The 3,214-nt window shown below is 61.5% G+C and carries 4 protein-coding genes; all 4 read left to right on the top strand.

Annotated features, from left to right (window positions below):
• The coding region (locus V6C16_RS09995; RefSeq protein ID WP_333543129.1) for an FAD-linked oxidase C-terminal domain-containing protein at positions 1-474 on the top strand (474 nt) is incomplete at its 5' end.
• Between the two features lie 9 nt (positions 475-483).
• A complete protein-coding gene (locus V6C16_RS10000) occupies positions 484-1,779 on the top strand; it encodes a (Fe-S)-binding protein (RefSeq protein WP_333536885.1) in 1,296 nt (431 codons plus the stop codon).
• A gap of 84 nt (positions 1,780-1,863) precedes the next feature.
• On the top strand, positions 1,864-2,496 hold the full coding sequence (locus V6C16_RS10005; protein ID WP_333536884.1) for a lactate utilization protein: 633 nt from the start codon (positions 1,864-1,866) through the stop codon (positions 2,494-2,496).
• 3 nt (positions 2,497-2,499) lie between these two features.
• The coding region (locus V6C16_RS10010) for an LUD domain-containing protein (RefSeq protein ID WP_333543130.1) at positions 2,500-3,214 on the top strand (715 nt) is incomplete at its 3' end.

A 3,214-nucleotide genomic window follows, 5' to 3' on the forward strand; every position in this document is an offset into this window, starting at 1 on the left:
GCCACTGCCGTGCATGTGCCCAAGGACGCCGACGAAAAATTCAAACTGTGGGAAGCCCGCCGCATGGCCCTGCCCGTGCTGGCCCGCTGCCGTCCCACCACCGTGCTTGAAGACGCCACCGTGCCGCGTTCGCAGATTCCTGCCATGATGAAGGCCGTTAACGAAATCGCGGCCAAGTACAAGGTTGAGGTCGGTACGTTTGGTCACGCCGGTGACGGCAACCTGCACCCCACCTTCCTGTGCGACAAGCGCGACAAGGACGAGTTCCACCGCGTGGAAGAGGCCATTGACGAAATGTTCGACGTGGCCCTCAAGCTGCACGGCACGCTTTCGGGCGAGCACGGCATCGGCACGGCCAAGGCCAAGTGGATGGAAAAAGAAACCTCGCGCGGCACCATTCTGTTCTCTCAGCGGCTGCGTCGCGCCCTTGACCCCAAGGGCCTGTTCAACGCCACCAAGCTGGTGGGAATCTAGGAGCCTTACATGAGTAATCTGCACGAACTGGCCCAGCGCCTCATGGCGCTGGACGACAGAGTCACGGCCTGCATGAAATGCGGCATGTGCCAGGCCGTGTGCCCCATGTTCGGCGCTTCCGGTATGGAGGCCGACGTGGCGCGCGGCAAGCTGGCGCTCATCGACAATCTGGCCCATGAAATGATCCAGGACCCCGAAGCCGTGGCCGACAAGCTGGGCCGCTGCCTTCTGTGCGGCTCCTGTCAGGCGTCCTGCCCTCCCGGCGTCCAGATCATGGACGTGTTTATGGAAGCGCGGGAAATCGTCAACGCCTACCTGGGCCTGCACCCGGTCAAGAAAATGATCTTCCGCGCGGTGCTGCCGCAGCCCGGCGTGTTCAACCTTGCCATGCGCATGGGTGCTCCGGTTCAGGGGCTGATCTTCCGCAGCACAGGTTCGGCTCAGGGTACGGTGTGCGCGCCCATGCTGAACTTCATGCTGGGTGACCGCCATATGCGCCCCCTGGCAAAAAAGCCGCTGCACGTTCGTCATGGCGCGCTTGACGAACGCCGCCCCGCCGGCGGCATCAAGGTGGCTTTTTATCCGGGCTGCATGGGCGACAAGATGTATGTTGACATGGCCGAAGCCTGCCTCAAGGTGCTGCGTCACCACAAGGTGGCGGTGTTCATGCCCAAGGGGCTGACCTGCTGCGGCATTCCCGCCCTGTCTTCCGGCGATGCCGAGGGCATGGTCAAGCAGATGAAGGTCAACCTGCGCGTTCTTGACGGCGCGGATTTCGACTACATTCTCAGCCCCTGTGGTTCCTGCACTTCCACCATCAAGGAACTGTGGCCCCGCTATGCCGGACGCCTGGGCGCCGTGGAACTGCGCAAGGCCGAGCAGCTTGCCGCCAAGGCTATGGACATCAACGCCTTTCTTGTGGATGTGCTCAAGGTGCAGCCTGCCGAAGCTCCGGCGGGCAATGCCACCACGGTGACCTACCACGACTCCTGCCATCTCAAGAAATCCCTGGGCGTCGTGGGCCAGCCCCGCGCCGTCATGGCGGCCAACCCCGCCTACAAGGTGGTGGAAATGGCCGAAGCCGACCGCTGCTGTGGCTGCGGCGGCTCGTTTAACCTCTTCCACTATGACTATTCACGCAAGATAGGCCAGCGCAAGCGCGACAACGTGGTGTCCTCCGGGGCCGAGGTTGTGGCTGCGGGCTGCCCCGCCTGCATGATGCAGCTTGAAGACGTGCTCTCGCACAACAAAGACCGTGTGCGCGTCAAACATACCGTTGAAATATACGCTGAAAGCCTGAGATAAAAACGGCCGCTCCGGCGGGAAGCGTTTTTCCGCCGGAGCGGCGCGGCATGGCCGCGTAATCATGATGACCGAAAGGAGAATCCTATGCCCCCTGTGAACCAGGAACTGGTCGAAGCCTTTGCCGCCAAGGCCGCGGCGGTCAGCGCAGTGGTGCAGGAAGCGCCCACCATGGCCGCGGCCCTGCAATATGTTGTGGACGTGTGCGCCAGCAAGGCTCCTGCTGAAATTCTGGCTGACGAGCCAGGCGCCGCGCAAGGCCCCTTGAGCCCCAACAACGTGCCTACCCGGGTGCAGCGTGTTGTGGCAGCCCCTGAACTCAACGATGCGGACTTTGCCTCTCTGGCCGCGGCCTGTGAGGAAAAGGGCTTTCTTTGCATTCGCGAAGGGCTGCGCAACTACCTCGCCGGCATTGATGTGGGCCTTTCCACTGGCATTGTGGGTGTTGCGGCCAGCGCCACCTGCATGCTGAACACCGACAGCGAAGACGTGCGCCTGACGGGCATGATTTCTGAAGTGTCCATGATTCTTTTGCGCAAGTCCGATATTTACCCCGATCTGCCGTCCATTGCCCAGTTTTTGCGTGAGCGCATGAACTCGGCCCCGGCCACCTATACCACTTTGGTGACGGGTCCCAGCCGCACGGCTGATATTGAACGTGTGGCAGCCGTGGGCGTACATGGCCCGCTGGAACTCCACATCATTCTTCTGGAGGACTAACCCATGCATGACGCCCTTAAAAGCAGTTCCGGCTACCACAAGGAGCTGGACGAAGCTCTGAATGACGAATTCCTGCGCCGCACTCTCGACACCTTCGCCGTGGCCTACCGCGCCAACCGCGAAGCCGTGTTCAAGGAAGTGGACGAGCGCGCCCTTATTGCCCAGGTGGCCGATGCCAAAGACTACGCCTGTCAGCATATGGAAGAACTGTATTCCCAGTTCAAGGCCGAAGCCGAAAAGCGTGGCGTGCATGTGCACCGCGCCGCCACGGCTGCCGAAGCCAACGAGATCATTGCGCGCATTGCCAGGGAAAACAACGTCAAGCGCGTGGTGAAATCCAAATCCATGACGGCTGAAGAAATCGAGTTGAATCCCGCTCTTGAGGCCCAGGGTCTCATTGTGGATGAAACCGACCTCGGCGAATGGATCATCCAGTTGCGGCACGAAGGCCCTTCCCACATGGTTATGCCCGCCATCCACCTTTCGCGTTACCAGGTGGCCGACGATTTCACCAAGGCCACCGGCGTGAAACAGGATTCGGACGTGCAGCACCTGGTCAAGGTGGCCCGCGTGCAGCTGCGCCGCAAGTTTATTGCCGCGGATATGGGCATCAGCGGCTGTAACTTCGCCGTGGCCGAAAACGGCTCGGTGTCCACCGTGACCAACGAGGGCAACGCCCGCATGGTCACCACGCTGCCGCGCGTGCATGTCGCCATTG

This window comes from Desulfovibrio sp. 1188_IL3213 (genome assembly GCF_036763145.1).
In the GTDB taxonomy this organism is placed as follows: domain Bacteria; phylum Desulfobacterota; class Desulfovibrionia; order Desulfovibrionales; family Desulfovibrionaceae; genus Desulfovibrio.